The 23530-nt window shown below is 66.3% G+C and carries 19 protein-coding genes; 14 read left to right on the top strand and 5 right to left on the bottom strand.

Going from position 1 to position 23530, the window contains the following annotated elements; all coding sequences use genetic code 11:
• Window positions 1–52: 52 nt before the first annotated feature.
• From htpG to Q1W68_RS17560, 4 genes are all read right to left on the bottom strand, one after another.
• On the bottom strand, window positions 53–1915 hold the full coding sequence (gene htpG, locus Q1W68_RS17575; protein WP_300717190.1) for a molecular chaperone HtpG: 1863 nt from the start codon (window positions 1913–1915) through the stop codon (window positions 53–55).
• Window positions 1916–2016: 101 nt separating this feature from the next.
• A complete protein-coding gene (locus Q1W68_RS17570; protein ID WP_300654305.1) occupies window positions 2017–3288 on the bottom strand; it encodes an alpha/beta hydrolase in 1272 nt (423 codons plus the stop codon).
• Window positions 3289–3391: 103 nt separating this feature from the next.
• The gene (locus Q1W68_RS17565; RefSeq protein ID WP_366146722.1) at window positions 3392–4594 is read right to left on the bottom strand and encodes a pseudouridine synthase; all 1203 of its coding nucleotides are present in this window, start codon (window positions 4592–4594) and stop codon (window positions 3392–3394) included.
• 7 nt (window positions 4595–4601) lie between these two features.
• Window positions 4602–5336, bottom strand: a complete 735-nt coding sequence (locus Q1W68_RS17560) for a Crp/Fnr family transcriptional regulator (RefSeq protein ID WP_300650331.1) — start codon at window positions 5334–5336, stop codon at window positions 4602–4604.
• Window positions 5337–5508: 172 nt separating this feature from the next.
• Between Q1W68_RS17560 and Q1W68_RS17555 the strand changes: the two genes are divergently transcribed.
• The 9 genes from Q1W68_RS17555 to Q1W68_RS17515 all read left to right on the top strand — a co-directional run bounded on the left by Q1W68_RS17555 (window position 5509) and on the right by Q1W68_RS17515 (window position 16246).
• Entirely contained in the window at window positions 5509–7455 is a 1947-nt protein-coding gene (locus Q1W68_RS17555; protein WP_300717189.1) for an AMP-binding protein, read from the top strand.
• Window positions 7456–7490: 35 nt separating this feature from the next.
• Complete coding sequence (locus tag Q1W68_RS17550; RefSeq protein ID WP_300717188.1) at window positions 7491–8285, top strand: ABC transporter ATP-binding protein; 795 nt, start codon at window positions 7491–7493, stop codon at window positions 8283–8285.
• Between the two features lie 12 nt (window positions 8286–8297).
• Window positions 8298–9227 carry a branched-chain amino acid ABC transporter permease gene (locus Q1W68_RS17545; RefSeq protein WP_300717187.1) on the top strand — a complete coding sequence of 310 codons (930 nt, stop codon included), beginning with the start codon at window positions 8298–8300 and terminating at the stop codon, window positions 9225–9227.
• Between the two features lie 73 nt (window positions 9228–9300).
• On the top strand, window positions 9301–10377 hold the full coding sequence (locus Q1W68_RS17540) for a branched-chain amino acid ABC transporter permease (RefSeq protein ID WP_300717186.1): 1077 nt from the start codon (window positions 9301–9303) through the stop codon (window positions 10375–10377).
• Between the two features lie 88 nt (window positions 10378–10465).
• Window positions 10466–11803 (top strand): ABC transporter substrate-binding protein, encoded by a 1338-nt coding sequence (locus Q1W68_RS17535; RefSeq protein ID WP_300658176.1) that lies wholly within the window; start codon window positions 10466–10468, stop codon window positions 11801–11803.
• Between the two features lie 89 nt (window positions 11804–11892).
• Window positions 11893–12714, top strand: coding sequence for an ABC transporter ATP-binding protein (locus Q1W68_RS17530; protein ID WP_300650820.1), 822 nt, complete (start codon window positions 11893–11895; stop codon window positions 12712–12714).
• A gap of 32 nt (window positions 12715–12746) precedes the next feature.
• On the top strand, window positions 12747–14000 hold the full coding sequence (locus Q1W68_RS17525) for an AMP-binding protein (protein ID WP_300650819.1): 1254 nt from the start codon (window positions 12747–12749) through the stop codon (window positions 13998–14000).
• 137 nt (window positions 14001–14137) lie between these two features.
• Window positions 14138–15121 (top strand): tripartite tricarboxylate transporter substrate-binding protein, encoded by a 984-nt coding sequence (locus Q1W68_RS17520; protein ID WP_300717185.1) that lies wholly within the window; start codon window positions 14138–14140, stop codon window positions 15119–15121.
• A gap of 132 nt (window positions 15122–15253) precedes the next feature.
• Window positions 15254–16246: a tripartite tricarboxylate transporter substrate binding protein gene (locus Q1W68_RS17515; RefSeq protein WP_300717184.1), complete on the top strand. Its 993-nt coding sequence runs from the start codon at window positions 15254–15256 to the stop codon at window positions 16244–16246.
• Between the two features lie 280 nt (window positions 16247–16526).
• Here Q1W68_RS17515 and Q1W68_RS17510 read toward each other — a convergent pair whose 3' ends face one another.
• Complete coding sequence (locus tag Q1W68_RS17510; protein WP_300650814.1) at window positions 16527–16853, bottom strand: DUF1840 domain-containing protein; 327 nt, start codon at window positions 16851–16853, stop codon at window positions 16527–16529.
• A gap of 118 nt (window positions 16854–16971) precedes the next feature.
• Between Q1W68_RS17510 and Q1W68_RS17505 the strand changes: the two genes are divergently transcribed.
• Genes Q1W68_RS17505 through Q1W68_RS17485 form a run of 5 tightly spaced genes read left to right on the top strand, consistent with a single transcriptional unit; the run spans window position 16972 to window position 23522 of the window.
• Entirely contained in the window at window positions 16972–19329 is a 2358-nt protein-coding gene (locus Q1W68_RS17505; RefSeq protein WP_300717183.1) for a bifunctional salicylyl-CoA 5-hydroxylase/oxidoreductase, read from the top strand.
• 11 nt (window positions 19330–19340) lie between these two features.
• Complete coding sequence (locus Q1W68_RS17500; protein WP_300717207.1) at window positions 19341–19820, top strand: MarR family transcriptional regulator; 480 nt, start codon at window positions 19341–19343, stop codon at window positions 19818–19820.
• Window positions 19817–20671: an enoyl-CoA hydratase family protein gene (locus tag Q1W68_RS17495; RefSeq protein ID WP_300658172.1), complete on the top strand. Its 855-nt coding sequence runs from the start codon at window positions 19817–19819 to the stop codon at window positions 20669–20671. The genes Q1W68_RS17500 and Q1W68_RS17495 overlap by 4 nt, the downstream gene beginning before the upstream one ends.
• Before the next feature lie 2 nt (window positions 20672–20673).
• Window positions 20674–21870, top strand: a complete 1197-nt coding sequence (locus tag Q1W68_RS17490; protein WP_300717182.1) for an acyl-CoA dehydrogenase family protein — start codon at window positions 20674–20676, stop codon at window positions 21868–21870.
• A complete protein-coding gene (locus tag Q1W68_RS17485) occupies window positions 21867–23522 on the top strand; it encodes an AMP-binding protein (protein ID WP_300717181.1) in 1656 nt (551 codons plus the stop codon). Before Q1W68_RS17490 ends, Q1W68_RS17485 begins: the two co-directional genes overlap by 4 nt.
• Window positions 23523–23530 lie beyond the last annotated feature (8 nt).

Raw genomic sequence — 23530 nt, 5'->3', positions numbered from 1 at the left:
GGGGCACAGTGTAGTCAACCAACCCCCCGCCCTCCGTCCGGGGGTCACTCGATCAAATCAAGAGGCTGTTCACCCGCTTGACATAAGCCGCCGGGTCGTCCGGCAACCCGCCTTCCGCCAGTAGCGCCTGGTCAAACAGGATGTGGGCCAGGTCGTCGAAGTGTTCGCTGGTCTCCAGCTTCTTCACCAGCGCGTGCTCGGCGTTCACCTCCAGGATGGGCTTGACATCGGGCGCGGGCTGGCCGGCCTGCTTGAGCATGCGCGCCAGTTGCGTGGACAGGTCACCGTCTTCCACCACCAGACAGGCCGGCGAATCCACCAGCCGCGAGGTCACACGCACATCCTTGGCCTTGTCTTTCAGGCTGTCCTTCAGGCGCTCCAGCACCGGCTTGAAGACTTCCGCAGCGGCTTCGGCGGCCTTCTTTTCATCCTCGTCCTGCAGACTGCCCAGATCCACCGCGCCCTTGGCCACGCTTTGCAGCGGCGTGCCATCGAACTCGGTGAGGAAGCTCAAGGCCCACTCGTCCACGCGGTCGGTCATCAGGAGCACCTCGATGCCCTTCTTGCGGAACACCTCCAGCTGCGGACTGTTTTTCGCCGCGGCCAGGCTGTCGGCGGTGATGAAGTAAATCGTGGCCTGGCCGTCCTTCATGCGGGTCTTGTAGTCGGCCAGCGAGGTCAGCTCGCTGCCGGCGGTGCTGGCAAAACGCAGCAGCTTGGCCAGCTTGTCGCGGTTGGCGAAGTCTTCGCCCAGGCCTTCCTTGAGCACCGCGCCGAACTCGGCGTAGAAGCCGGTGTACTTCTCCACGTCCTTGCTCATCTCGTCCAGCATGGCCAGCACGCGGCGCGTGTTGCCTTCGCGGATCGCCTTCACGTCGCGGCTTTCCTGCAGCAGTTCGCGGCTCACGTTGAGCGGCAGGTCGGCCGAATCCACCACGCCCTTGACCCAGCGCAGGTAGGCCGGCATGAGCGCCTCGGCCTCGTCCATGATGAACACGCGCTTCACATACAGCTTGATGCCGGCCTTGCGGTCGCGGTTCCAGAGGTCCTGCGGCGCCTTGGCCGGAATGAAGAGCAACTGGGTGTATTCGGTGCTGCCCTCGACCCGGTTGTGGCTCCAGGCCAGCGGGGCCTGGGTGTCGTAGCTCAGGTTCTTGTAGAACTCGGCGTACTGCTCGTCGCTGATGTCCTTCTTGCTGCGCGCCCACAGCGCGTTGGCCGAGTTCACCGCTTCCCACTCGTCCTGCTTCACATACGCGCTCTTCTCGGCGTCCCATTCCTCTTTCTGCATCAGGATGGGCAGGCTGATGTGGTCGGAGTACTTGGCGATGATGGACTTGAGCTTCCAGCGGTCGAGGTAGTCGCCCGCATCCTCGCGCAGGTGCAGGATGACGCTGGTGCCGCGCGCGGCGCGCTCGATGGTCTCCACCTCGAAGTCACCCGTGCCGCCACTGACCCAGCGCACGCCCTCGGCGGCTGGCAAGCCGGCGCGGCGGCTTTCCACCGTGATCTTGTCGGCCACGATGAAGCCCGAGTAGAAGCCCACGCCGAACTGGCCGATGAGCTGGGCGTCCTGTTTCTGGTCGCCACTGAGGCGGCCCATGAAATCCTTGGTGCCGCTCTTGGCGATGGTGCCCAGGTGGTCGATGGCCTCCTGCGCGCTCATGCCGATGCCGTTGTCGGTGATGGTGATGGTGCGGGCCTCGGTGTCGAAGGCCACGCGCACGTCGAGGTTGGGCGCGTCTTCAAACAAGGCGGCGTTGTTCAGGCCTTCAAACCGCAGCTTGTCGCAGGCGTCCGATGCGTTGGAAACCAGCTCGCGCAAAAAGATGTCGGGGTTGGAGTACAGCGAATGGGTGACCAGGTGCAGCAGCTGCGCCACCTCGGCCTGGAACGACAGGGTTTGTTTGCTCATGGGAGTTCGTGAAAAAGAAAGACGGGGAAGCCCTGGAGGGGCGGTCGCGAGGCGGAATTATGGGCGGGCGCGGCGATTTCAAGCCGCGCCGGGTGTGGACCTCAGTCGACTTCCACCACCGATGGTGCCAACCACTGCACCAGCTGCTGCGCCACCACCGGGCTGGAGAGCAGCTCCAGATGCCCGGTGCGGTAGACCGTGCGCTGGCTGTCCTTGGCAAACACCAACCGGCGCGCGGCCTCGTCGTGCTGACCCAGCGCGCTGCGCAAGGGCACCAGGCCGTCGCCCGTGAGGCGGTCGGCCAGCAGCCCGCGCTGGGGCGCCAGCGTGGCGGCCACGGCGAAGCAGGCCACACCCTCGGGCAAGGGCAGCGGCACGCGGTGGTCGTGCGGGGAGTCGAACCGGCCCCTGCCCTGCCAGTCGTCGTCCAGCACATGGCCGTGGCGCAGGTCGGTGATGCCGGCGCTGCGCAGCATGCCCAGGCGCGTGAACGGCAAGGTGAAAGGCGAGGCGGCGAGCAACACGTCCACCCCGTGGCCCGCGCGCTCCAGCGGCGCGCCGTGGTGCGGCGTGCCCAGAAACACCAGGTGCTTGAGCTGTGCGGGCCAGCGATGGCCCATCTGGCGGCCGTAGAACACGGCCGCACGCGCGAGCAAACCGCCCATGCTGTGGCCCAGCACGGTGATGGACTCGATGGCGGGCCACTGGACCACCAGGCGTTCGAGCTGACCGGCAAGTTCGCGGCCATTGATGGAGGTGTGCAGCCCGCTGTTGTAGCGCAGGTAAACCGGCGTGCAGCCCAGCGCCTGGGACAGATGGGCACCGTGGTCGTGGCCGTTGCGCAGCCACTGCGTGTCGTTCATGCACAGGCCGTGGGCCAGCAGCAGCAGGTGGGGCGAGGCGCCCGCCAGCCGCTCGCGCAAGGGCGCGGGGCGTTCCATCGGCAAAGCTTGTCCGGCCAGGCGCAGTTCCATGCGCTGGGCCAGGGGGTTGTCCTGCGCCAGCAGGCGGTCGCCCATCACGCCGTTGAGCGCGGCCAGCACGGCTTCGCGTCCCGGCGAGGCTTCGGGGTGCGTGGAGGGGTCGTCCAGCAGCGGCAGCAGGGTGGCGAGCGCCCCGTCCAGCCCATGGCCGACCAGTTCGGTGACGCCACGGATGCCGCGGTAGATCTGACCGGTGAACCCCCCCGTGCGGTCGGGCTCGGTGCCTGCCGACAGGCCCAGCTTGCGGCGCACCGACTGGTGCACCCCCTCGGCGATGCCGATCACGCCGGTGGTGGCCTGCGTGGCCAGCCGAACCGCGGCTTGAAGGTCGCTGGGCCGCAGGTGGCGCAGCACGGCCTGTCGGGTGGTGGAGGGTTTGGCGCGGGTCATGGGGCATTGTGGCCCCGGTGTCCCACCTTTTGCGTGAAAGAGATCGGCTTGCTCGGGATTCGCGCCGATGTCCCGGCGAGGTCTCGCAGCGAAACCTGGAGGCTCAGAAGCCCTCGTCGGCCCGCAAGTACCGCCACTGCCCCACCGGCAGGTTGCCCAGCACCACCTGCCCGATGCGCACCCGCTTCAAACCCACCACGTGCAAGCCCACCTGCTCGCACATGCGGCGGATCTGGCGCTTCTTGCCCTCCACCAGCACAAAGCGCAACTGCTCCGGGTTCTGCCACTCGACCTGCGCGGGCTTCAAAGGCTGGTCGTCCAGGCTCAGACCGTGGCGCAGCCGGGCCAGCTGGTGCGGCGGAAAGATGGCCTGCACGTTCTCGGCAATCACCCCTGCGCCCATCGGGCCGTTGGGCGCGAACTGCACGCGCACCAGGTATTCTTTTTCCACGCCGCTGCTCTCGCCGATCAGCGTGCGCGCCACACGGCCGTCCTGCGTGAGCACGAGCAGGCCGGTGGAGTCGATGTCGAGTCGACCTGCCGGGGCCAGACCGCGTGTGTGCTCGGGCGCAAAACGGCGGCCATCGGCCGGGTTCTTGGCGTCGCCGCGCCACTGGCTGGGCGCGCCGATCAGCGTGGCCGCGGCCTCGTGCCCATCTTCGGGCTGGCCACTCACATAGCCCACCGGCTTGTTGAGCAGGATGGTGACCTGCCCGGCCTGCTGGTGGCGCGCCTGCGGCAGCACCTCGACCTGCGCGTCGGGCGCCACCGGCATGCCCATCACGGCGGGTTCACCGTTGACCATCACCCAGCCGCGCGCGATCCATTCGTCGGCCTCACGTCGCGAGCACAGGCCGAGGTCGGCCATGCGTTTGTTCAGGCGGATCTCGCCGCGCACGTTGCCCACGCGGGCCAGGTCGGGCCGGTGCTGGGGCGGGCGCGGTGCGGCTGGCGCGCTGCGCTGTGGGCGCTCAGGCGCTGCAAAACGGTCGTCGGCGCGGCGCGGCGCCGGGCGTTCGCTCCAGCCACGGTCGTCGCCGCGCGGGACGGCGGCTGCGCCCGAGCGTGGGCGGTCTGCGCTGTGGCGCGGGCGTTCGTTGCGATCACCTTCGGGGCCACCTCGCTGCGCGCCGTAGGGCTTCGAAGGTTCACGCGGCGGCTTGGGGGCGGAGGCCGACACGCTCTTGGCGCGGGCCGGCCCGGGCGGGCGCACCGGCGCTCGCCGCGGGGCGAACGGGTCGGCGGGTTTTTTCTGTGCTGCGCCCGGGGTGAGCTTGAGCGTGCGGGCGGGTTTGTCGGTGGTCATGGGTCGATCATCCCTCATCAAGTACACCCGAACGAAGCGCGGCCAGATCCAGCACACGCAAACCGCCGTATTCCACGCGGATCCAGCCTTTGGCGGCCAGCGTGGTCAGGGCCTCGTTGGTGCGCTGGCGCGACAGGCCCACCAGATAAGCCAGTTCCTGCTGGGTGATGCGCAGCACGCCACCCACGTTGGGCGAGAGCAAGGGGTGGAACAACGACGCCAGGTTGCGCGCCACGCGCAGGTCGGGGCTGTTCAGGCGGTCGATCTCGCGCGCCGCGATGAATTGACCCAGGCGCTCGTTGAGCTGGTGCATCACAAACCGGTTGAAGCCGATCGAGTGGTCGAGCAGCCAGTCGAACGTCTCCACCGGCAGGCCGGCCACGCGGCTCTTGCGCAGGGCCTGGATGTTGTAGCGGTACTGCTCGTGCTTGAGCACGGTGCCTTCGCCGAACCACCCGCCCGGCGCCACACCGGTGAAGGTGACCACCGGGCCTTGTGAATCGTCGTTGCTCATTTTGAGCAGGCCGTCCACCAGACCGAACCAGTACGTCACCGGCCGGCCGAAACGGCAGATGAAGTCGCCCGCGTCGGCGTCGCCCACCAGCAGGGCGTCTTCGGCCCGGGCCCGCTCCACCGCAGACAGCCGCTCAAGCCAGGGAATCTCGGCCAGTTCGGCTTCGGTGGGCGCACGGGCGCGGTCGCGCAGATCGTTGCCGGAGCGGTGGGGCGTGAAGGGGCTCATGTCGGTGTCCAGGCGCCAGCCTGTAGGGGAAAGTCCTAACAGGATTCACCCGCGATTGTCGTCGTACGGACAACATGGCGTCAAACGAAGTCCTACGATGGCCTCCATCAAACGGTGTCCTGTGCGGGACACGTCAGACGCCGGCGAACCGATCGGCTCCAGGAGACACAACATGCAAACGACGTTCCCCCAGCTGTTGCTGGACCACGCCCAGCGCCGCCCCGGCGCCCCGGCGATGCGCGAGAAGGAATACGGCATCTGGCAGACCACCACCTGGGCCGACATGGCCCGGCTGGTCGAAGCGCTGTCGTGCGGTTTGCACCAGGCCGGTCTGCGCCGCGGTGAACACATGGTGGTGATCGGCGCCAACCGGCCCCGCCTCTACGCCACCATGCTGGCGGCGCAATCGCTCGGTGCCATCCCCATCCCGCTCTACCAGGACGCGGTGGGGGGTGAATGCGTTTTCCCGATCAACAACGCCGACGTCCGGTTTTGTGTGGTGGAAGACCAGGAGCAGGTCGACAAGATGCTGGAAATCCGCGGGCAGTGCCCGCAGCTCTCCAACATCTACTACGACGACCCGCGTGGCCTGCGCAATTACGACCAGCCCGGCCTGGGTGGGATTGAAGAGCTCATTGCGGCCGGTCAGGTGCACGCAAAGGCCCATCCGCAGTTGTTTCGCGAGCAGGTGGCGGCGTGCCAACCCGGCGACGTGGCCGCCATGTTTTTCACCAGCGGCACCACCGGCAACCCCAAGGGGGTGGTGCACACCCACCACACGCTGATCAACCGCGCCGACGTGGGCGCGCGTTTCGACAAGCTCACCCCCGCCGATGAGGTGCTGGCCTACATGCCGCCCGCCTGGATCGGGCAGAACATCTTTTCCTATGCGCAGTGGCTGGTGGCCGGCTACGTCGTGAACTGCCCCGAGTCGGGCGCCACGGTCACCATCGATCTGAAAGAAGTCGGCCCCACCTATTACTTCGCACCTCCGCGCGTGTTCGAAGGTCTGCTCACGAGCGTGATGATCCGCATGGAAGACGCGGGCTCGCTCAAGCGCGGCATGTTCCATTACTTCATGGACGTGGCCCGCCGCGTGGGCCCCACCCGCATGGACGGCAAGCCCATCGGGCTGGTGGACGCCCTCAAATACAAGCTCGGTGACTGGCTGGTCTACGGCCCGCTGCGCAACAACCTCGGCATGAGCCGCGTGCGCGTGGCCTACACCGCCGGTGAAGCCATCGGCCCCGACCTCTTCAGCTTCTACCGCTCCATCGGCATCAACCTCAAGCAGCTCTACGGCTCCACCGAGACCGCGGTGTTCGTGTGCCTGCAGCCCGACCACGAGGCGCGCGCCGACACCGTGGGCGTGCCCTGCGAGGGCGTGGAAATCAAGCTGAGCGAGAGCGGCGAAATCCTCGTGAAGTCGCCCGGCCTGCTCAAGGGCTACTACAAAAACCCGAGCGCCACCGCCGAGGTGCTCACGCCCGACGGCTGGTACCACACGAGCGACGCCGGCTTCATCGATGCCTCGGGCCACCTCAAGATCATCGACCGCGTGAAAGACGTGGGCCGCATCATGGGTGGCGTGCACGATGGCGCCATGTTCGCGCCCAAGTACGTGGAGAACAAGCTCAAGTTCTTCTCGTACATCAAGGAAGCCGTGGCACTGGGCGACAAGCGCGAGCGCGTGTGCGTGATGCTCAATATCGACTTCGAGGCCGTGGGCAACTGGGCAGAGCGGCGCAATCTTTCCTATGCCGGCTACACCGATCTGGCGCAGAAGCCGGAGGTGTACGAACTCATCCGCGACTGCGTGGAGAAGGTCAACGCCGACCTGAGCCGCGACGAGCTGCTCGCCGGCAGCCAGATCAGCCGCTTCCTCGTGCTGCACAAGGAGCTGGACGCCGACGATGGCGAACTCACCCGAACGAACAAGGTGCGCCGGGGCTTCATCAGCGAGCGTTATGCCGCGCTGGTCGACGCGCTCTACAGCGGCAAGACCGAGCAGTACATCGAGACCCAGGTGAAGTTCGAAGACGGGCGCAGCGGCTCGGTCAGCGCGACGCTGAAGCTGGGTGATGCCAAGACATTTGCGCCGGTGAAAGCCGCGGCCTGACATCGACGATCGAACCGAAGCCAGAACCCCATCCCATGAGCAAAAAAATCGGCGACGTCATCCTCGACGTCCACAACATCAGTCTTCGCTTCGGCGGCGTGAAAGCGCTCACCGACATCAGCTTCAACGTGCGCCAGCACGAGGTGCGCGCCATCATCGGGCCCAACGGTGCGGGCAAGAGCTCCATGCTCAACTGCATCAACGGCGTGTACCAGCCGCAAGAGGGCTCGATCAGCTTTCGCGGCCAGACCTTCAAGCACATGAACAGCCGCCAGGTGGCCGAGATGGGCATCGCGCGCACCTTCCAGAACCTGGCGCTGTTCAAGGGCATGAGCGTGATCGACAACATCATGACCGGGCGCAACCTGCGCATCAAAAGCAACCTGTTTGCACAGGCCTTTCGCAATCCCTTCGGCATCGGTGGTGCGCAAAAGGAAGAAGAGGCGAACCGCGAGTTCGTCGAACACATCATCGACTTCCTGGAAATCCAGGCCTTCCGCAAAACGCCGGTGGGCACCCTGCCCTACGGTCTGCAAAAACGCGTGGACCTGGGCCGGGCACTGGCCATGGAGCCACAGATGCTGCTGCTCGACGAGCCCATGGCCGGCATGAACCTGGAAGAAAAGCAGGACATGAGCCGCTTCATCCTGGACGTGAACGACGAGTTCGGCACCACCATCGTGCTGATCGAGCACGACATGGGCGTGGTGATGGACATCTCCGACCGTGTGGTGGTGCTGGACTACGGCAAAAAAATCGGTGACGGCACGCCCGAAGAAGTCCGCAACAACGAGGAGGTGATCAGCGCCTACCTCGGAACCAGTCACTGATCGAGAACCACCATGGCATTCTTTCTTGAAGCTCTTCTCGGCGGTCTCATGGCCGGCATGCTCTATTCGTTGGTGGCGCTGGGCTTCGTGCTCATCTACAAGGCCTCGGGCGTCTTCAACTTCGCACAGGGCGCCATGGTGCTGTTCGCAGCCCTGGCCATGGCGCGTTTCTCGGGCTGGGTGCCAGGGTGGCTGGGCATCGAGGACAAGTTCCTGGGCAACCTGATCGCCTTCCTCATGGCCGGCGCACTCATGTTCGTGCTGGCCTGGCTGATCGAGCGCCTGGTGCTGCGCCACCTGGTCAACCAGGAAGGCGTGACGCTGCTCATGGCCACGCTGGGCATCACGTACTTCCTCGACGGCCTGGGCCAGACCATCTTCGGCTCCGACATCTACCAGATCGACGTGGGCATGCCCAAGGACCCGATCTTCCTGTTCGAGGGCATCTTTGAGGGCGGTGTGCTGGTCAACCTCGAAGACGTGTACGCAGCCTGTGTGGCGGCCTTGCTGGTGGCCGTGCTCTCGCTGTTCTTCCAGAAGACCGGCACCGGGCGGGCGCTGCGCGCGGTGGCCGACGACCACCAGGCCGCGCAATCCATCGGCATTCCGCTCAACCGCATCTGGGTGATTGTCTGGTTCGTTGCCGGCATCACCGCGCTGGTGGCCGGGATCATCTGGGGCTCCAAGCTGGGCGTGCAGTTCTCGCTCACCACCGTGGCCCTGCGCGCCCTGCCCGTGATCATCCTGGGCGGCCTCACCTCGGTGCCCGGCGCCATCATCGGCGGGCTGATCATCGGCGTGGGCGAGAAGCTCTCCGAGGTCTACCTCGGCCCCTACGTGGGCGGGGGCATCGAGATCTGGTTTGCGTATGTGCTCGCGCTGGTGTTCCTGCTGTTCAGGCCGCAAGGGCTGTTCGGCGAGAAGATCATCGACCGCGTCTGAGTCCGAATACCTTGTGGGTCAGATCACGATTTGCGCAGCCAATGTGCTCTGACCCCAACTGATTGAAAACACCATGTTCTATCGTGAAAACGGTCAATTCAAGACCTCCTACCGCGCCGACCAGCAGATCTTCCCGATCGCACAGGACCGCTGGGTCATCCTGGCCTTCATCGCGTTTGCCTTCATCGGCGTGCCGCTGCTGGTGGATGAGTACATGTTCCGCGCCATCCTCATCCCCTTCCTGATCCTGGCGCTGGCCGCCCTGGGGGTGAACATCCTGGTGGGCTACTGCGGACAGATCAGCCTGGGCTCGGGCGCCTTCATGGCCGTGGGCGCCTACATGGCCTACAACACCTACGTGCGCATCGACGGCATGCCGCTGATCATCGCCCTGCTCTCGGGCGGTTTCTTCGCCACGCTGGTGGGCATCTTCTTCGGCATTCCCAGCCTGCGCGTGAAGGGCCTCTATCTGGCCGTGGCCACGCTGGCCGCGCAGTTCTTCTGCGACTGGGCGTTCCTGCGCATCGGCTGGTTCACCAACAACACCGCCTCGGGCTCGGTCTCGGTCTCCAACCTCTCCGTGCTGGGCTGGACCATCAACACCCCGATGGAGAAGTACCTCTTCTGCCTGGGTTTCCTGGTGGTGTTCGCACTGCTGGCCAAAAACCTGGTGCGCTCGGCCATCGGACGCGAATGGATGGCCATCCGCGACATGGATGTGGCCGCCGCCGTCATCGGCATCCGCCCCATGTACGCCAAGCTGAGCGCGTTCGCGGTCAGCTCCTTCATCATCGGCGTGGCCGGGGGCCTGTGGGGCTTCGTGCACCTGGGCTCGTGGGAGCCAGCCGCCTTCTCCATCGACCGCAGCTTCCAGCTGCTCTTCATGGTGATCATCGGCGGCATGGGCTCGATCATGGGCAGCTTTTTCGGCGCGGCCTTCATCGTCGTTCTGCCCATTTTCCTCAACCAGTTCCTGCCTGCGGTGGGCGGACTCTTCGGTGTGGAGATTTCCACCGCCGCGGTGTCCCACACCGAGTTCATGGTTTTCGGCGCGCTCATCGTCTGGTTCCTGATCGTGGAGCCCCACGGTCTGGCCAAGCTCTGGAGCATCGCCAAACAGAAGTTGCGGCTCTGGCCCTTTCCGCACTGAGGCCGCAGCGGCGCAAGCCGTCCGGCATCCAAGGGTCATCGTGAGTGTTGATTTGATCTGTGTTTGATTCTTATTAGGAGACAACGAAATGAAGCTGCGAAATCTGGTTCTGTCCGTGTCGATCGCCTGCGCCGGCTTGTCTGCCGCACTGGTGGCGCCGAGTGCCATGGCGCAAGCCAAGGAACAGTTCTTCCCGGTGCTGGTGTACCGCACCGGCGCCTACGCGCCCAACGGTGTGCCGTTCGCCAACGGCTACGTGGACTACCTCAAGCTGGTCAACGAGCGCGGTGGCATCAACGGCGTGAAGGTGTCGTTTGAGGAGTGCGAAACCGGCTACGCCACCGACCGCGGCGTGGAGTGCTACGAACGCCTCAAAGGCAAGAACGGTGGCGCCACGGTGTTCCAGCCGCTGTCCACCGGCATCACCTTCGCGCTGACCGAAAAGGCCCCGGGCGACAAGATCCCGCTGATCACCGCCGGCTATGGCCGCAGCGAGTCCGCGGACGGTGGCGTCTTCAAGTGGAACTTCCCGCTCTCGGGCACCTACTGGGTGGCCGCCGACACGCTCATCCAGCACATCGCCAAAAAAGAGGGTGGTCTGGACAAGCTCAAGGGCAAAAAGATCGCGCTGGTCTACCACGACAGCCCGTTCGGCAAGGAACCGATCCCGCTGCTGCAGGAACGCGCGGCCATGCATGGTTTCACGCTCAGTTTGCTCCCGGTGACGCACCCGGGTGTGGAGCAGAAGGCCACCTGGCTGCAGATCCGCCGTGACCGCCCGGACTACGTGCTCAACTGGGGCTGGGGCGTGATGAACTCCACCGCACTGAAGGAAGCCCAGGCCACCGGCTACCCTCGCGAAAAGATGTACGGCGTGTGGTGGGCCGGTGCCGAGCCCGATGTGAAAGACGTGGGCGCGGGCGCCAAGGGCTACAACGCCATCATGATGCAGCACGGCGCCGAGCCCAACGCGGATGTCGCCAAGGAAATCCTGACCAAGGTGCACGGCAAGGGCAATGGCACGGGGCCGAAGGACGAGGTCGGACAGGTGCTTTACATGCGCGGTCTGCAGGCGGCCATGCTGGCGGTCGAAGGCGTGCGTGCGGCACAAGAACGCTTCGGCAAGGGCAAGGTCATGACGGGTGAACAGGCCCGCTGGGGTTACGAGAACCTGAACCTCACCCAGGCCAAACTGGACGCACTGGGCTTCAAGGGTGTGATGCGCCCGATCTCCACCAGCTGCCAGGACCACATGGGCGCTTCGTGGGCCCGCGTGCACACCTGGAACGGCAGCAAGTTCGAATGGACGTCCGACTGGCTGCAGGGCGATGAACAGATCATCCGGCCTTTGGTCAAGGCTGCTGCCGACAAGTACGCCGCCGAGAAAAAACTGACCCGCCGCACCGGCGCCGACTGCCAGAGCTGATCACGGGCTGAACCTGGCGGCTCGCAAGAGCCGCCAATTCAAAGACCTGCTCCGCGCACGTCTTTGAATTGGCCACACAGGACATTCCCATGACCACCCCAGAGAGCATCCCCAGCAACGTCCTCAACGTCAACGGCATCGAGGTCATCTACAACCACGTCATCCTCGTGCTCAAGGGCGTCTCGCTCAATGTGCCCGAGGGCAAGATCGCCGCCGTGCTCGGTGGCAATGGCGCGGGCAAGACGACCACCTTGCGCGCCATCTCCAACCTGCTCAAGGCCGAACGCGGCGAAGTGACCAAGGGCAGCATCGAGCTGCGGGGTGAGCGCATCGAGAACCTGAGCACCTCCGACCTCGTGCACCGCGGTGTGGTGCAGGTCATGGAAGGGCGGCATTGCTTTGCCCACCTCACCATCGAAGAGAACCTCATGACCGGCTCCTACACCCGCAAGGACAAGGCCGAGATTGCGCGCAACCTGGAGAAGGTCTACAACTACTTCCCCCGCCTGAAGACCCGGCGCACCAGCCAGGCGGCCTACACCTCTGGCGGTGAGCAGCAGATGTGCGCCATCGGCCGCGCCCTCATGACCAACCCCAGCGTAATGCTGCTCGACGAACCCTCCATGGGCCTGGCGCCGCAGATCGTCGAAGAGGTGTTCGAAATCGTCAAAGACCTCAACCAGAAGGAGAAAGTCACCTTCTTGCTGGCCGAGCAGAACACCAACATGGCGCTGAAGTACGCGGACTACGGCTACATCATGGAGAGCGGGCGCATCGTGATGGATGGCCTGGCCGCCGACCTGCGCAACAACGAAGACGTGAAAGAGTTTTACCTGGGCATGGGTGGAGGCGAGCGCAAGAGCTTCAAGGATGTGAAAAGCTACAAGCGCAGAAAACGCTGGCTGGCTTGACCCACCTTTTTTCCATCTCGCACCGGAACACCATGAACGACCACTTCGACCACCTCGAAACCCGAGCGCCCGCCGAGCGCGAAGCGGCCCAGATGGCCGCGCTGCCTGCGCAGATCGCGCACGCACAGCGCCACAGCCCGGCGTTGGCCGAGATCCTCAAAGGCGTGGACGCCGCCAGCATCGGCAGCCGTGCTGCGCTGGCCCGCCTGCCCGTCACACGCAAGAGCGAGCTGCTGGAGCGCCAGAAAGCCTCGCGTGCGCAAGGTGGCGATGCGTTCGGTGGTTTTGCCGCGCTGGTGCGTGGTCCGGCCATGTCGCGTGTGTTTGCCAGCCCGGGTCCGATCTACGAACCCGAAGGCACGGTGCGCGACTACTGGCGCTCGGGTCGCGCGCTGTTCGCGGCGGGGTTTCGCGCGGGTGAACTCGTGCACAACAGCTTCAGCTATCACATGACCCCCGGCGCCTTCATCCTGGAGTCGGGCGCCCACGCCGTGGGTTGCACCGTGTTCCCCGCCGGCACCGGCCAGACCGAGCAACAGCTTGACGCGATGGTGGACCTCCAACCCAACGCGTACACCGGCACGCCGAGCTTCCTGCGCATCCTGCTGGAAAAAGCCAAGGAGACAGGCACCGACATCCGCAGCCTCACCAAGGCGTCGGTGGGTGGCGAAGCCTGCCCGCCCAGCCTCACCGCCTGGTTCCAGGAGCAGGGCGTGGCCGTGTACCAGACGTACGCCACGGCCGATCTGGGGCTGGTGGCTTACGAGACCCAGGCGCGCCAGGGCCTGGTGCTCGATGAAGGGGTGATCGTGGAGATCGTGCGCCCGGGCACGGGCGACCCGGTGCCCGAGGGCGAGGTCGGCGAGCTGGTGGTGACCACGCTCAACGCCGGGTACCCGCTGATCCGCTTCGGTACCGGCGATCTGTCGGCCATCTTGCCGGGCACCTGCCCGACCGGCCGCACCGCACCGCGCATCAAGGGCTGGATGGGCCGTGCCGACCAGACCACCAAAGTGCGGGGCATGTTTGTGCACGCCGCCCAGGTGGCCGACATCGCGCGGCGTTTCCCCCAGGTGCACAAGGCGCGCCTGGTGGTCAGCGGTGAAATGGCCAACGACCAGATGTGCCTGAAGGTCGAGGCCAGCGAGGCAGACGACAGCTTGCGCGACTTGATCGCGGTGGCCGTGCGCGACGTCACAAAGCTGCGCAGCGATGTGCAGCTCGTGCCACCCGGCAGCCTCCCCAACGACGGCAAGGTCATTGAGGACGCGCGCAGCTACCAGTAGTACCGAAGTCGTCCCCAGCGCTTCTCGCTGCGGCGCAGCAAAGGGTTTTCCCATGCACCGGGCTAAGTAATTTCCGCGATTTCCTGCTGTCGCATGGGGGATACCATCGTGGGTACTTAACCCCCGTTGGAGATCCCATGAAAAAACTGCTCGCCGTCGCTCTGGCAGCCACCGTCTCGGTCGGCGCCTTTGCTCAGGCCTTCCCGGCCAAGCCCATCACTTTCGTGGTGCCCTTCGCCGCCGGCGGCCCAACCGATCTGGTGGCCCGTCGTCTGGCCGAAGCCATGCGCAAGCCCCTGGGCGGCGCCAACATCGTGGTGGAAAACGCAGCCGGCGCTGGTGGCACGATCGCCGGCACCAAGGTGGCCCGCGCCAACCCGGACGGCTACACCCTGCTCGTGTGGCACATCGGCATGGCCGCCACCACCAGCCTGTACCGCAAACAGCAGTTCAAGCCGCTCGAAGACTTTGAGTACCTCGGCATGATCAACGACGTGCCGATGACGCTGCTGGGCACCAACAAGCTCAACGCCAACACGTACCGCGACTTCGAGGCCTACATCCGCGCCAACGGCGGCAAGCTCAACCTGGCGCACGCCGGCCTGGGTTCCGCTTCGCACATCTGCGGTCTGATGTGGCAATCGGCGGTGAAGCTCGACAAGTCCATGACCACCATTGCCTACCGCGGCACCGGCCCGGCCATGAACGACCTGATCGGCGGGCAGGTCGACGTGATGTGTGACCAGACCACCAACACCACCTCGCAGATCGAGGGCGGCCGCGTGAAGGCCTTCGCCGTGACGACCGCCAAGCGCCTGGACAACCACAAGCTGCTCAAGGACTACCCGTCGCTGCAGGAAATGGGCCTGAAGGGCTTCAACCTGACCATCTGGCACGGCCTGTACGCACCGAAGGGCACGCCAGCCGACGTGACCAAGAAGCTCAACGACGCGCTGCAAGTGGCCCTGAAGGACCCCGAGTTCATCAAGAGCCAGGAAGATCTGGGCGCCATCGTCGTGAACGACAACCGCGTGACCCCCGCCGGTCACAAGGCGTTTGTGGCCAACGAGATCACCAAGCTCAAGACCGCGATCGACGCCGCCGGCCAGTTCGCCGACTGAGCCTTGCGCAACCCTGAATACAGCCCGCCCGCGCGGGCTGTATTTGTTTGGGCCATGCGTGTGTCGCCCACAGGCACTGCGCAGCGCCCGAAGCCGCTACATTGACCAGCACAACCACAACAGGAGACAACCATGAAGCTTTCCCGCCGCACCCTCATTGCCCTCGCTGCCGCTGCCACCGCCCTCCCCTCTCTGGTGGCCGCGCAAGCTGCATGGCCCAGCAAACCGATCCGCATCGTGGTGCCGTTTGCACCCGGCGGCACCACCGACATCCTGGCGCGCACGCTCGCGCCCGAACTGAGCAAGGTGCTGGGGCAGCCCGTGGTGGTGGACAACCGCGCGGGCGCAGGCGGCAACATCGGCGCCGACCTGGTGGCCAAGTCACCCAACGACGGCTACACCCTGCTCATGGGCACCGTGGGCACGCACGGCATCAACAAGTCGCTGTACTCCAAGCTGCCCTACGACCCGCAGAAAGACTTTGCCCCCATCACGCTGGTGGCCGGCGTGCCCAACGTGATGGTGATGAACACCAAGCGCGCGCAGGAACTGGGCATCAACAACGTGGCCGACTTCGTGAAGTACGCCAAGTCCCGCCCCGGCAAACTCAACATGGCCTCCAGCGGCAACGGCACGTCCATCCACCTGGCGGGCGAGCTGTTCAAGTCGCGCACCGGCATCTTCATGACGCACATCCCCTACCGCGGCTCCGGCCCGGCCATCACCGACCTGCTGGTGGGTGCGGTGGACGTGATGTTCGACAACCTGCCCTCGGCCATGCCGCACATCCAATCGGGCGGCTTGAAGGCCTTTGCCGTGACCAGTGCCGTGCGCTCCAGCGCCCTGCCCGACACCCCCACCGTGGCCGAGGCCGGCGCACTCGCCGGCTTTGAAGCCAGCTCCTGGTTCGGCCTGCTCGCGCCCGCCGGCACGCCGCCGGAGGTGGTGAACCGCCTGCAACAGGAAACCGCCAAGGCACTGGGTCTGCCCGCGGTGAAGGAACGCCTGCTGGGCCAGGGCGCGATCCCCAGCGGCAACACGCCGCAGGAATTCAGCAAGCTGATCGAAGCCGAGATTGCGAAGTGGGCGCCGGTGGTGAAGGCGTCCGGCGCAAAAGTCGACTGACCCCTGCCGCGCTTCGCGCGCCCCCCTGAAGGGGGCGATGCCTGCGGCCCGGCGGAGCCGGTTCCGCGGCATCCTGGGTTCGGCCATCGCGCTTCGGAGCAGAGCATCGCCACCCACTGTCGACACACACAAGCGCTCCGGCGCGCGTGCCCCACCCCAGGGACACCGAGGGTCCGGCTCCGCCGGCCCCAGGTGTCGCCCCCCTCCCGCCGAAGGCGAGAGAGGGGGGAGCGGCGAAGCCGCGCGGGGGGCGCTTCTTTCCTAGCGGGGAGTGCTTCTTCTAGACCCCCCAGACGATATCGACCCCGGCTTTTTCGCAGCGCTCCAGCATCTCGATGAATGGCGCGCTGCGCATGCGCAGGCTCACCGAATCGAACACCGGCGCCACGTCGCCGCGGGCCGCGGCTTCCTCGATCTGCTTCTTCTGATCGGCCTCTTCGGTCACGATGGCGTCGCGGATCGATTGCATGGCGGCGGGCATCTGCTGGTGCATCACCAGGCCGGGGCCCGAGGGGTCCTTGCCAAGAATTTCGAGGAGACGCTTGCCGTGCTGCTCCAGCATCACCAGGTCGCCGGTTTCGCGGGATTTGAATCGGTACAGGGACATGTTGTCTCCTTGAATGGGTTTCGTTGTTGCACCAGCGTACTCCATACCGACTGGGGTACGTCGGCGATGCGGGTAAACCCGATTGATGCTGAATATTTCAAGTCTAAACTAATTAGGCATGAACACTCCAGACTCGGCACTCCAACGCATCCTGTGCATCGGCGGGGGCCCGGCCGGCCTTTACTTCGCCCTGCTGATGAAGCGACGCGATCCCTCGCTCACCGTGACGGTGGTCGAACGCAACCGACCCTTTGACACCTTCGGCTGGGGCGTCGTGCTCTCCGACCAGACGCTGGGCAACCTGCGCGAGGCCGACCCGGAGTCGGCCTCGCTGATCGGCGAAGCCTTCAACCACTGGGACGACATCGAGGTCTTCTACAAGGGCGGGCGCGTGCGCTCAGGCGGCCACGGCTTCTGCGGCATCGGCCGCAAGAAGCTGCTCAACATCCTGCAGGACCGTTGCCTCGCCCTCGGTGTGAATCTGGTGTTCGAGACCGACGTGGCCGACGACCAGGCCCTAGCCGCCCAGTACAACGCCGATCTCGTGATCGCCAGCGACGGCCTCAACAGCCGCATCCGCACCCGCTACGCCGAGACCTTCCAACCCGACATCGACACGCGCGAATGCCGCTTTGTCTGGCTCGGCACCAAGAAGACCTTTGACGCCTTCACCTTCGATTTCGTGCAGACCGAGCACGGCTGGTTCCAGGCGCACGCCTACAAGTTCGACGGCGAGACCTCGACCTTCATCGTGGAAACACCCGAAGCGGTGTGGAAGGCACACGGCATCGACCAGATGGAGCAGGCAGAAGGCGTGGCGTTTTGCGAGAAGCTGTTCGCCGAGCGGCTGGAGGGCCACGCGCTCATCAGCAACGCGCAGCACCTGCGCGGCTCGGCCAACTGGATCCGCTTTCCTCGCGTGATCTGCAAAACATGGGTACACCGAATCGAGGTGGCAGGTCGCCAGATACCCGTCGTGCTCATGGGCGACGCTGCCCACACCGCCCACTTCTCCATCGGCAGCGGCACCAAGCTCGCGCTCGAAGACGCGATCGACCTGGCCAACGAATTCACGCGCCACGCCAACGCCGATGTGGCCGAGGTGTTGCAGGGCTACGAGGCGCGCCGCAGCGTGGAAGTGCTCAAGATCCAGAACGCCGCGCGCAACTCCACCGAGTGGTTCGAGAACGTGGACCGCTACACCGGCATGGAGGTCGAGCAGTTCGCCTACTCGCTGCTCACGCGCAGCCAGCGCATCAGCCACGAGAATTTGCGCCTGCGCGATCCGGCCTGGCTGGAAGGCTATGAGGCCTGGCTGGAAGCACAGGCCAAGCCCGGCACGCCGGCAAAAAAACACCCCACACCGCCCATGCTGCTGCCGCTCACGGTGCGCGGCCTCACGCTGAAGAACCGCATCGTCGTCTCGCCCATGGCGCAATACAGCGCGGTGGACGGTGCGGTGGGCGACTACCACCTGGTGCACCTGGGCGCGCGCGCGCTCGGCGGTGCCGCGCTGGTGATGGTGGAGATGACCAGCCCCACGCCCGAGGGCCGCATCACACCCGGCTGCCCCGGCCTGTGGAACGACGCGCAGCAAGCCGGGTTCAAGCGCATCGTGGACTTCGCCCATGCCAGCCATGCCCATATCGGCATCCAGCTCGGCCACAGCGGCCCCAAGGGTTCCACGCAACTGGGGTGGGAGCGCATCGACGAACCGCTGGAGAGCGGCAACTGGCCCCTGATCTCGGCCAGCGCCGTGCCCTATGGCGAACAGAACCAGGTGCCCCGCGCCATGACCCGCGCCGACATGGACGCACTCATGGCGGCCTTCGTCGAATCGACGCAGCGCGCCGCCGCCGCCGGCTTCGACTGGCTCGAACTGCACGCGGCCCACGGCTACCTGCTCTCGGCCTTCATCTGCCCGCTGACCAACCTGCGCACCGACGAGTACGGCGGTTCACTGGAGAACCGCTGCCGCTATCCGCTGGAGGTCTTCACCGCCCTGCGCGCCGCGTGGCCGACTGAGAGGCCCATGAGCGTGCGCATCTCCGCGCACGACTGGGCACCCGGTGGCAACACACCCGACGACGCGGTGGCCATCGCCCGGCTGTTCAAGGCCGCCGGCTGCGACGTGATCGACGTGTCCTCGGGCCAGACCACGCGCCAGGCCAAGCCGGTCTACGGCCGCATGTACCAGACCCCGTTCGCCGACCGCGTGCGCAACGAGGCCGGCATCCTCACCATGGCGGTGGGAGCTATTCAAGAAGCCGACCACGCCAACAGCATCATCGCCGCCGGCCGCGCCGACCTCTGCGCCGTGGCCCGCCCGCACCTGGCCGACCCGGCCTGGACGCTGCACGAAGCCGCCAAGCTGCAGACCCGTGCGCTGCGGTGGCCGCACCCCTACGAGAGCGGGCGCGACCAGCTCTACCGCGAGACCGCGCGCCAGCAAGCCCTCAACGCGAACACACCATGAACACCTCTCCGCTGGATCTTGAAGCCCGCGCCCACAGCGAACACGCGCACGAGCTGCGCCTGTGGCTGCGCCTGCTGACCTGCTCGCAGCTGATCGAAAAGCGCGTGCGCGCCGGCCTGCGCGAGCAGTTCGACACCACGCTGCCGCGCTTCGACCTCATGGCCCAGCTGGAGCGCCATCCCGAGGGTTTGAAGATGAAGGAGCTGTCTCACCGGCTCATGGTCACCGGTGGCAACGTGACCGGCATCACCGACCAGCTCGTCAACGAAGGCCTGGTGGAGCGGCTGGACGTCGACGGCGACCGCCGTGCCTTTCGCGTGGCGCTCACCGATCTTGGCCGCACCACCTTCGCCGAGATGGCGCGCCAGCACGAGGCCTGGATCGTGGACGCCTTTGAAGGCCTGAGCCCGCGCGACCTGGAGAGCCTGCACAAGCTGCTGGGCAAGGTGAAAGCGCATCAACTCGATATCAACCAGCGCATCGAAGCATGAAACACCCCATCCCCGACCACAACCCCATGCGCGGCCAGTACACCGCCATGGCCGATGCCCGCCCCAGCCACTTCGCGCTCAGCGTGAACGGCGGCGTGGCCACCGTCACACTCAACCGGCCCGAGCGCAAGAACCCGCTGACCTTCGAGTCGTACGCCGAGCTGCGCGACTGGTTCCTGGCGCTGCAGAAAAGCACCGACATCAAGGCCGTGGTGCTCACCGGCGCGGGCGACAACTTCTGCTCGGGCGGTGACGTGCACGAGATCATCGGCCCGCTCACCCGGATGACCATGCCCGAGCTGCTGGCCTTCACCCGCATGACGGGTGCGCTGGTGAGCGCCATGCGCGCCTGCCCGCAGCCCATCGTGGCCGCGCTGGATGGCGTGTGCGCCGGCGCCGGCGCCATGATGGCGCTGGCTTCCGACCTGCGCCTGGGCACGCCCCAAGCCACGGTGGCCTTCCTGTTCACCCGCGTGGGCCTCGCCGGTGCCGACATGGGTGCCTGCGCGCTGCTGCCGCGCATGATCGGCCAGGGCCGCGCCAGCGAACTGCTGTTCACCGGCCGCGCCATGACCGCGCAAGAGGGCCACGCCTGGGGCTTCTTCAACGCGCTGCACGAGAACGCCGCGCTGCTGACCGCCGCGCACCAGCTCGCCGCCCAGCTCGCGCAAGGCCCCACCTTCGCACACGGCATGACCAAGACCATGCTGCACCAGGAGTGGGCCATGACGCTGGACCAGGCGATCGAGGCCGAAGCGCAGGCACAGGCCATCTGCATGCAGACGCAGGATTTCAAGCGCGCCTACGAAGCGTTCGCGGCCAAACAACGCCCAGAGTTCCAGGGAGACTGAACATGGTCGCCTTCGAACACCCCCACGGCATGCACCCACCGCAATCGCAGTGGGAACTGCCCTTCTTCGACGCGCACCACCGCGCCATGGCGCCGCGTCTGGCCGACTGGGCCGCGCTGCAAGACGTGAACGAGAGCGACGACCGCGCTGCGTGCAAAGACTGGGTGGCGCGCCTGGGTGATGCGGGCTGGTTGCGCTACTGCGTGCCGGCCGCGCACGGCGGCGAGTTGCCCGCGCTGGATTCGCGCTCGCTGGTGATCCTGCGCGAGACGCTCGCCTTTCATTCGCCCCTGGCCGACTTCGCGTTCGCCATGCAGGGTCTGGGCAGCGGCGTGATCACGCTCGCCGGCACACCGGCGCAGCAGGCGAAATACCTCAACGCCGTGGCCAGCGGCCAGAAGATCGCGGCCTTCGCGCTCAGCGAGCCCGACGCCGGCTCCGATGTGGCGGCCATGGCCACACAGGCCGTGCAGACCACCAGCGGCTGGCTGCTCAACGGCACCAAGACCTGGATCAGCAACGGCGACCTGGCCGACTTTTATGTGGTGTTCGCCAAGACCGACCCGCAGGCCGGTGCGCGCGGCATCAGCGCCTTCATCGTTGACGCGGGAGCCCCCGGACTGGACAGCAGCGAACACATCCACGTGATGGCGCCGCACCCGCTGGCCACGCTGCGGTTGGCCGACTGTGCGCTCGGCAGCGACGCCATGGTCGGCCCGCTGCACGGCGGTTTCAAGCTCGCCATGCAGACGCTGGACATCTTCCGCGCCTCGGTGGCGGCCGCCGCGCTGGGCATGGCGCGCCGCGCGTTGGCCGAGGCCGTGGCGCAGGCCAAGCACCGCAAGATGTTCGGCCAGACCCTGGCCGACTTCCAGCTCACGCAGGCCCGCCTGGGCGAGATGAGCGCCCTCGTCGACGCCGCCGCCCTGCTCACCTACCGCGCGGCCTGGCAGCGCGACTGCAGCACCACCCAGGGCATGGGCACACCGGCTTACACCACGGCGGCCGCCGCCGCCAAGCTCACCGCCACCGAGAACGCGCAGCGCGTGATCGACATGGCACTGCAGATGTTCGGCGGGCGTGGCGTGCAGGTGGGCCAGAAGGTGGAGAGCCTCTACCGCGACATCCGCTCGCTGCGCATCTACGAGGGCGCCAGTGAGGTGCAGTTGCTGATCCTTGGAAAAGCGACCTTGAAATGAAACCCATCGCCGTCCCTTCCGCCCAGGTCGACCCCTTCGTGCACGACCGCCTGCCGCCGCCCGAGCAGTGGCCCGAGCTGCGCTTTGACCGCCCCGAGCTGCAGTTCCCGGCTCAGGTCAACGCCGTGCAGACGCTGTTTGATCGCGCCTTCGCGGCGGGCCACGGCGACCGTCCGCTGTTTCGCAGCGACGATCGCACCCTGACCTATGCGCAGGCCCAGCTTGAGGTGAACCGCTTGGCCAACGCCTTCACGGTGGAACTGGGCCTGGTGCCAGGCAACCGCGTGCTGCTGCGCGGCGGCAACTCGGTGGCCATGGCGCTGGCCTGGCTGGCCACGGTGCAGGCCGGGCTGGTCGCGGTCGCCACCATGCCACTGCTGCGCGCCCGAGAGTTGGGCGCCATCCTCGACAAGGCGCAGCCGGTGCTCGCGCTGTGCGACGTGAAACTGCAGGACGAACTCAAGATCGCGCTCGCCGCCGACCCATCGACCGCCGGCATGGCGATGCTGGTGTTCAACACCGCCGACGCAGACGCACCCAACTCGCTAGAGGCCATGGCGCGTCGCCAATGCGTGCACAGCGCGCCCTGCCCCACCGCCGCCACCGACGCTGCACTGCTCGCCTTCACCTCCGGCACCACCGGCACGCCCAAGGCCGCCGTGCACACCCACCGCGACGTGCTCGCCGCCTGCGAAACCTGGCCGCGCCACGTGTTGCGCGCCACGGCTGACGACATCGTCATGGGCTCGCCGCCGCTGGCCTTCACCTTCGGCCTGGGTGGTCTGCTGGTGTTTCCCATGTGGGCGGGCGCCTCGGTGTATTTCCCTTCGGTGCCTTACACGCCCGAGGGCATGGTGCAGCTCATGATCCGCGTGGGCGCCACCATTTGCTACACCGCACCCACCTTCTACCGCCAGATGGCGGCCTTCGCCCAAGTGCACGGCATCGGCAAGCTGCGCATCAGCGTCAGCGCTGGCGAAGGTCTGCCGGACGCCACGCGCCAGCTCTGGAAAGAAGCCACCGGCCTTGAAATGCTCGACGGCATTGGCGCCACCGAGATGTTCCACATCTTCATCTCGTCGCCGCCCGAGTCGGTGCGCCGAGGTGCCATCGGCCAGGTGGTGCCGGGCTACCAGGCGCGGGTCGTGAACGACGCCGGGGAGCCGCTGCCCGTGGGCGAAGTGGGCAAGCTCGCCGTGATCGGCCCCACCGGTTGCCGCTACCTGGGCGACGAGCGCCAGACGAACTATGTGAAAGGCGGCTGGAACCACCCTGGTGACGCCTTCCGCATGGACGCCGACGGCTACTTTTTCTACCAGGCCCGCACCGACGACATGATCATCACCGCCGGCTACAACGTGGCCGGCCCCGAGGTGGAAGCCGCCCTGCTGGAGCACCCGGCCGTGGCCGAGTGCGGCGTGGTGGGCAAGCCCGACGAGGAGCGCGGCCAGATCGTGCAGGCCTTCGTGGTGCTCAAGCCGGGCCAGGTTGCCGACGCCGCGCAGGTAAAGGTGCTTCAAGACCACGTGAAGCACAGCCTGGCGCCCTACAAGTACCCGCGCGAGGTGGTCTTTGTGACCCAGCTCCCACGCACCGAAACCGGCAAGCTGCAGCGCTTTGCGCTCAGACAGCAAGCCATCCAACAGCACTGAGACAACCC

Origin of the sequence: Hydrogenophaga sp. (genome assembly GCF_030158645.1) — a bacterium.
GTDB lineage: Bacteria > Pseudomonadota > Gammaproteobacteria > Burkholderiales > Burkholderiaceae_C > Hydrogenophaga.
This window is presented reverse-complemented; position numbering and strand designations above follow the sequence as displayed.